The sequence below is a fragment of the Aliterella sp. E5.1 genome (genome assembly GCF_057473825.1).
The window spans coordinates 1-7,181 of sequence record NZ_JBYCCV010000144.1; the positions used below are offsets into that span (position 1 = coordinate 1).

General features: G+C 47.1%; 7 protein-coding genes. 1 reads left to right on the forward strand and 6 read right to left on the reverse strand.

The genetic code is table 11. The annotated features are described in order from the left end of the window. Nucleotides 1–185: 185 nt before the first annotated feature. From AC2VE5_RS23260 to AC2VE5_RS23270, 3 genes are all read right to left on the reverse strand, one after another. Nucleotides 186–536, reverse strand: coding sequence for a PadR family transcriptional regulator (locus tag AC2VE5_RS23260; protein WP_486890039.1), 351 nt, complete (start codon nucleotides 534–536; stop codon nucleotides 186–188). 313 nt (nucleotides 537–849) lie between these two features. Next, a complete protein-coding gene (locus AC2VE5_RS23265; RefSeq protein WP_486890040.1) occupies nucleotides 850–1,263 on the reverse strand; it encodes a type II toxin-antitoxin system VapC family toxin in 414 nt (137 codons plus the stop codon). Then, complete coding sequence (locus tag AC2VE5_RS23270; protein WP_486890041.1) at nucleotides 1,260–1,952, reverse strand: globin family protein; 693 nt, start codon at nucleotides 1,950–1,952, stop codon at nucleotides 1,260–1,262. The genes AC2VE5_RS23265 and AC2VE5_RS23270 overlap by 4 nt, the downstream gene beginning before the upstream one ends. A gap of 637 nt (nucleotides 1,953–2,589) precedes the next feature. Here AC2VE5_RS23270 and AC2VE5_RS23275 point away from each other — a divergent pair. Then, nucleotides 2,590–3,752 (forward strand): IS3 family transposase gene (locus tag AC2VE5_RS23275; RefSeq protein WP_486890042.1). Its coding sequence is split into 2 segments (ribosomal slippage): nucleotides 2,590–2,878 and nucleotides 2,878–3,752, totalling 1,164 coding nucleotides; the frame shifts between segments, so codons are not numbered across the junction. Nucleotides 3,753–3,841: 89 nt separating this feature from the next. Here the strand turns inward: AC2VE5_RS23275 and AC2VE5_RS23280 are convergent. The 3 genes from AC2VE5_RS23280 to AC2VE5_RS23290 all read right to left on the reverse strand — a co-directional run bounded on the left by AC2VE5_RS23280 (nucleotide 3,842) and on the right by AC2VE5_RS23290 (nucleotide 7,069). After that, complete coding sequence (locus AC2VE5_RS23280) at nucleotides 3,842–4,675, reverse strand: abortive infection family protein (protein WP_486890043.1); 834 nt, start codon at nucleotides 4,673–4,675, stop codon at nucleotides 3,842–3,844. A gap of 119 nt (nucleotides 4,676–4,794) precedes the next feature. After that, complete coding sequence (locus AC2VE5_RS23285) at nucleotides 4,795–5,904, reverse strand: hypothetical protein (protein WP_486890044.1); 1,110 nt, start codon at nucleotides 5,902–5,904, stop codon at nucleotides 4,795–4,797. A 31-nt stretch (nucleotides 5,905–5,935) separates the two neighbouring features. After that, entirely contained in the window at nucleotides 5,936–7,069 is a 1,134-nt protein-coding gene (locus AC2VE5_RS23290) for a DNA cytosine methyltransferase (protein WP_486890045.1), read from the reverse strand. Nucleotides 7,070–7,181: the final 112 nt, after the last annotated feature.

The following is a 7,181-nucleotide window of genomic DNA, read 5'->3' on the forward strand; positions in this document are numbered from 1 at the left end:
AGGAAGGGTGAAACATTCCCTTGATGGCTTGGTGGAGGAGGGGAAGGCTGCGATGGCCGTCTGTGCGGGTGGCCCCACTGCTGCCGATGGCGGGGAAGTAAAATGCCTCACCTAGATCTCCACGGATACGATCTCTTTGCGATCGCTCTGTGGCTCCGAGGGCGTTCGCAAGATGTGTTATTGCCTTATGCGGGGGTTAGACCACTGGCAGGCTGTCCATAACTTCCATTTGCCAAGCCTATTCGGATCTGCTGAAGCTCTTGAAGGGCCTGTGCCCCTTTCGGACTGATTTTGTAGTATTTTCTCCGAGCCCCTGCACGGTCTTCTACAACCTCGTCTCCCCAACGCGCTTCTACAAATCCTTTGCTCTCTAACCGCCGCAGCGTTGGGTAGAGAGAGCCAAAGCCAAGTTTCATTTTTCCGCCACTACCCTCCTCAAGGGCACTTATAATCTCCAATCCATACAGCTCGGAACCATCCAAGACGATCAAGATACTTTCCTCTACGTGGGAAATGCTTTGCTGATTTTGCCTCATAATATGCCCCTTGGGTGAAGAAACTCTAATAGCACAGTATTACTTTATTGTATATTACAACTATAAGGTATTGTACATTACAACTACAAGGGTTAGGCAGGCGGTTAGGCTACTGAGGCATCATCTATATGCTTAGGACGGAACCCTGGCTGTGGCAGCGCTGGCTAAAAGAAAACTTAATGTAAGAACCATCCAAGCCAGCCAGTCGTTGGAGGATCTTATTGGACATTTTGATGAATTAACTGAGACGGAACAGGGCCAGTAAGTTCCCTCCAGCTTCTCTAAGCTCTAGATAATGACGATGAATCTCAGCTCAGTCATCTCTCAGTAAAGCTTGAAAACCTTCCTGCTTAAAATGCTTATCGTGCGTCAGCACCTCCGAAAGGGTTTGGCTTTTCATAATCAGCATTGAAGCACAGTCAGTGAGACTGTAGCGCTTGTCAGGTCTTTCCTCATATAACTTAAGTGCCTCCTCAAACAACTCGCTGCTTTGAGCCACAATCTCAATATCGGGTTGTCCGCGTAAAGCAGTAGTCATATTGATAGCCACCTGCCGAAGGTGTCGCTCACCTGACAGAGCATTAAGTAGTTCTGTGAGAACCATCTCACTGGTAACTCCACTAAAATTGCCTAACCGTGAGGAAACATCTTTAGCCCGTTGATGTAGGCCATCATGGGGGTTAGCAAGCGCTTGAAGATACGAGGTGTCCAAAAATATCCGCCTCATTCTTCCTTGGGCGTACCGTAAAGATAGTGATCAGCATTCCGACTCATATCCTTCGGTAATGCCTCCCATGCCTCTTGGGGAATCTGAGCACCAATAGCAACAATCCGATGCCAGAAGGGAGTCCCTTCAGTAGAATCTTGGTCGCCTTCACTTTGAGTTTGTTGGGGATCAGCTTGGTCAACGGCTCCCTTACTTTTTCTTAAATCATCCAGTACCCAAAGCACATTGTCTAGGTAGAGACTAATAGTGTTGGCTATAGGCTCACTAAGATTAACGTCGCCTTCAAGCTGCTCTCGAATATATTGAATTGCAACAACAAAGTGTTTTGGCGATAAGCCAAAAAAGACCTCGAATTTATTAGAGTGGGATTGAATACTCACTTGCAATGGCTCGGTGCTATCCGCAATCAGACAGTATTGAACCTCTCGCAAATATAAACTAAGGGCATAAACACTCTGAGAAACCTTTACTTTATAGTCTGGGTTAGCAACGAGATAAGGAAATCTTTGTATGAGTACATTAGTAGCACCATCTATCAACCGCTGGGCATTTTTAGATAGATATCCAGCAGCATCTAAATTATTTTGAAGCCTACCATAGTAACTGACTATGTATGACATCTCAGTTGAACTCAAAAACCGATTTTGAGATCCTGCTGTATTGATTGCTTCCTTAACTTCAGTCTCCATAATCAATCACGACTAATTAGGTCAGACCATTCAAGCCATATTAGCTACAACTTACAAGCCATATTAGCTACAACTTAACTTATAACTCATCAGAACCTCCATGAACAGTGAACACGGCTCTATGGCTTTCTGGGTTGCTGCTACATCCTTTCTCTACCTATTAGGTGTAGATGTTAGGCTGGCCTATGAATGGGGGGGGGATTCTTTACAATTCCTGCCGCAAAGGAGTTAGGGGCGCTATCAATCTATGTCTACCTATTAGCTATCCCTATCTATTAGGGGTTGATGTTTAGGTGGGGTTGTGAGATATTAGGTATAGATGAGACAAGACAAGTGAATAGACCCCGCGCTGAGGCTACTAGCTCCGCTCCCGAAGCATCAGTAGGGTGGGTCATAACTTTCTTTCTTTATGACATACACGTATACATCCGAGTTTTATACATTCATAGGAGCCGCGACCATGACCACTGCCACTCTTAGTAAACTCGCCCAATGGGTTAATCAGGGCTGTCTCTCTGCATCGTCACAACTCGATGTAGAGGATGCCATTTCACAGATTCAGTCGATTGAAGTGCGCCCCCGAGATTGGACAGATGGTTAAGTCAAGTAACCTAGTTCAAGATAAGGGAGCCAGCCAATGGCAGCAAAACGTCGAAACTATACCCCAGAATTCAAAGCCCAACGAGTGCTTGAACTCATCAGCGGCACTAAAAGTCCAGCCGAGATCTGCCGAGAGCATCAAATTCATCTATCCGTGTTGTCCCGCTGGAGAGGAGAATTTCTCCAGCAGGCCCACCACGTCTTTGAGTGCCCTGAGCAACAAACTCAGGAACAAGGACGTATTGCCGAACTAGAGCGTCTTGTGGGTCAGTTAACCCTGAAGCTAGAAGTTGCAAAAAAGGCTTCAGCTGTGTTGAGTCCCACCCAAAACGGGAAGTGGTCATGAGCTTAACTACCCGGTATCCAGTGCAGGTTGTTTGTGAGGTTTTAGGCTATCCTCGCAGCAGCTACTATGCCCAGCGTCATTCCCAGCAGCCACAGGAGGAAACACAGCTCCAAGCCGCGATTACTGATTTAGCTGGTCAATGGCCCACCTATGGCTATCGACGCATCACCGCGATGCTGCACCGGCAAGGACAACTTGTTAACAGCAAACGAGTCCGGCGCTTAATGGAGCACTTAGGACTCAAAGGCAAACCAGTTGTCAGACGTTGCCGGACAACCAACAGCAACCATCGCTTTGGCCGTTATCCCAATCTGGTACATAAGCTGGAAATAATCCAGCCGGAGCAGGTTTGGGTGGGAGATATCACCTACATTCGCCTCAACCAGGAGTTTATCTATCTGGCAGTGGTGATGGATGTCTTTACCCGCAGTATCCGAGGCTGGCATCTAGGGCGTAGTCTCAGTCAAGGTCTGAGTTTAACTGCTCTTAATAAAGCCTTAGCTAATCATCAACCCCAGATTCATCATTCTGACCAAGGGGTGCAATATGCGGCTACGGCTTATGTCCAAAGGCTGCGGGAAAGCCAAATTGCCATCAGCATGGCTGAGGTCGGACAACCCAGGCAAAACGGCTATGCTGAACGCCTGATGCGCACCATCAAGGAAGAGGAGGTGGACTTATCCGATTACCAGAATTTTGCTGATGCTTATCACCACATCGGTCAGTTTCTAGAACAGGTCTATCTTCATAAGCGCATCCATTCTTCCTTGGGCTATCTGACCCCAGGGGAGTTTGAAGCTCAGTGGTTGAAAGAGCACAGCTTATCTAATACAAACAAGGAGGTGGTTGACTAAGAATCCTGTTTTTCCTGTCCAACCTTTAGGGCGCACTACACTCCTCGGCGTCAGGTTCAGCCCCTTGTTAGCACGCACTTCCTGATTTGTCATGAGTCACGCGCTTCGTGGGTCTCGAGAAGAAAGGTAGCCAGGGTCGCAGCAGCCCCGACGGCCAGACGTGCGTGACGAGGGTGGACTCCCTTCGCCTTGCCATGTTTCCCGTGTCCAGTGCCGTAGAGGTTCCGGAGTTCGGCGAGACCGTTCACCAACGAGCCGAGGTTGCTGAGGAGCTGCCGAATGGAGTCAGCACCCTTCGTGGCGTCGTCAATGTCGGTGGAAAGCAGAGTGAGGACCTTCCGGGTCTCCTTAACCAGGCGCGGGACGTCCCAGCCGGGGTCCGGCGGGGTTCCTCTCTCCGTGAGTATTGTCTTACAGGTTGTCTCCACCAGTTCCTTGGCGGTACCGATGGCGAGACCGGGATCAGTGTCGAGCGCAGCCCGCATCCGGTCGATCTGGCGCTGGAGTTCCGGGGCGTCGATGGACGCCAACGCGGTGTCCAAGGAACGATGCCCGGGTAGGAAGAGACGTCCGGCATCCTCCTTTACGCCATCGCGAGTAAGCCACCTGCGGAGCGCAACAGCCTTCTCCCTTGCCAAATCGGCGTTATGGCCGTTGCCTGACGCCTCGAGATCGAGGTTCACGAGGACGGCTTCGTAGACGTGGAGGATCCGTCCGACCTGCTCGGGATCGCGCCAGTTGACGGAGTAGTAGTAGTACTGCTCCACAAGGGTGCGACGCTGCCCACCCACGGGAGGTTCATGTGCAAGGTCAGCGTCAAAGCCCTCCGCGCGGAAGGCATCGTTGATGGTCGCCAGAGTAGTCGAGACGAAGTACTCGCGGAACTCTTGGCGGGTCTTCGCACTGATGAGGTCTCTCGCCATCCTAGAATCTACCGTCGAGCGATCAGTGCATGCTAACGGCTTAGCTGAGCGGCGACAGATAACTTCGGCACTCCACCAAGATCTCTCGTCCGTCCGCTCCAGCGCGTTGTTAGACCGCTTCACAGCTTGAATATAGCATCCAACTTTCGCCTTAGGATTGCTTTCAATAGTTCAACTTTTGGAGGAGCTAGCTTGGGTAATAAAATATCAGTAAAGGTATCACTCCCATCAAAATCTATGCCTGCATCACCATTTATAGCGTTTTTGAGTGATATCTCGTGTCTACCATCTAAGTCAGCCAAGTAGTGCATTATTACTAAACTAATGTTCCGTTGAGGATGGTCTGGGACATCAACTGTTTTTAGGCGTGTTGTAAGTTCGATATTGTGAAGTAAAGCATCTTGAATAACCCAAATTGTTTGTCCACCCCATTCGTGAGATAGTGCTGTTTTTGCGAATAGCTGCGTCACCATACGTCCCCAAACTTGGCGCTTATTAATTCCTGGACTACTATGCTCAGAGACCAACAAGGCATTACGAAATGCATTCCGCATATCTGTAGAATTTTCAGTGTTAGAGCCACTTGTGCTAGCAGTCATAATTTCCAAGATGAACAGACTGGAAAGATCTGGAAGAAGAATTGAAATGTCTTCCAAATCACGCCGAGCGTCTTTAAAATAACCACTTTTCTTTGCTACTCTGACGAGATCATCTAAATCTTTGTCAGTTGAGCCGACGAAATCACGTTGTTTCAGTAGATTTTTGAGAGAGGTTTCAGCCAGTGGAGCTAAAACATAGTCAAAGTGGTAGTTGATTTCAGCATCTTCTACTCGATGCTTTAAAGAGACTTCTGCCCAAGCACCAATATCAGTCTCGTGAGGCAAACCCGCCTGAATCAGCAATGCACGCTCATATTGCTGTAAAGCACGATTCGTAGGAGGAAGATCTTGACCGTCAAACTTTGCAGCAAATAATCTTCGTGGACATACGACCCAGACATCCTCACCAGCTTGAATTGAACATACGCCAGGTATTACCTCTGTAATGTCACTATTGAAGTAGTGTGCTAATGGTTCTTGCTGCGTCAGCTTAATTTTGGTCTGATAGCGATTGCCACCGCCATCGCAAATTGCACTCATAAACGGACATTGGCGAGATCTTCGTATCGCCTCTACTTCTTGACTGCGGTCATCTATTGGAAACCCAAATAATTCATAGATCGTAGGCATAAATGAGTATTGCTTCCAATGTCATTATCAGCTAGACACTTACAAACATTCTCTTTGAAGATTTACTAAGAACTTTTTCAGTAGCTATAAATTCCAAGACTTCTTTTGCAATAGCATAAGCAACGGGTGGAGGTACAGAATTAGCTATTTGGCGATGTTGATCTAGATGTCTGACTCTTCCTGAACGTCCCCGAATAGGTCCTTTCAGAAAGTAGTCATCAAGATAACCATGAATACGCATATACTCGCGTGGTGTTAGATACCTATCTTCAATAGGATGAAAGAAAATTTCTCCACATCTTAAGGTTAGTGAAGGTTCAGAAAAGGAAAGCCTGCGAAATTTTGTTGTATCCTTTTTAGTCAATTTACATCTCTGGCTTGCCGGAAGATGTAGCTCTCTAGCCAAAAAGGAACCTTCAGGCACTCCATGAATACGTCTTCTATCTCCTGCTGGCGTTATATCTATATGGCTGTCCTCAGGCTGGTTATCCTTATCTTTTGAAGGCTTATCTAGTCCTGTTAAAGCCTCACCAACCGTCGTACATTGTCTCAGAGGAAATAACGAAAACTGAATTTCTGATTTCCCGTGAGTTGGCAATGGAAAATTAAAAGATGTTTTGCTCTCTGTAGCAACTATAAAAACTCTCTCTCTAGCTTGAGCAACGCCATAATTTGCAGAGTTGATTATTTGTACCTTTACCTTATATCCCAATTCTTCAATCTGGCTAATAAGCGAGTCAAAAACACCTCCAACCTTCCCAAACTGGTCTAATGCTTTCAACACACCTTTGACTTGCTCAATAACAATTACCTTGGGTTTTAAAGCTCTAGCAAATCTAACAAACTCAAATAGAAGCATACCTCGTTCATCATCTAAAGAGCCATGTTTACCCGCTTGAGAGAAGCTTTGACAAGGACTACCACCAGACAATAAATCTAGCTCGCCAGCTTGGAAACCCAAGTCTGCCTTTAACTGCGACGGGTCGATTTGTCTTATATCTTTCTCGAAAAGAATAGTTTTCAGTCCTTCTCTCTTAATAGCATTTTGCAAGGTTTGGCAGCAGTGGGGATCGACTTCAACACATGCCAGCACCTCAAAGCCTGCTTGACGAATGCCAATATCCATTCCGCCCGCACCCGAAAAAAGAGATAACGCAGAAAACATAAGCACCAGACTTACTTGAGGGCATTTGTCTTTTTACAAGACCCATACAGTACCACAAAAGACTCTATGCTCTCAAATAACTTTGTGGGAGAAATGAGGAGACGGGCTAACT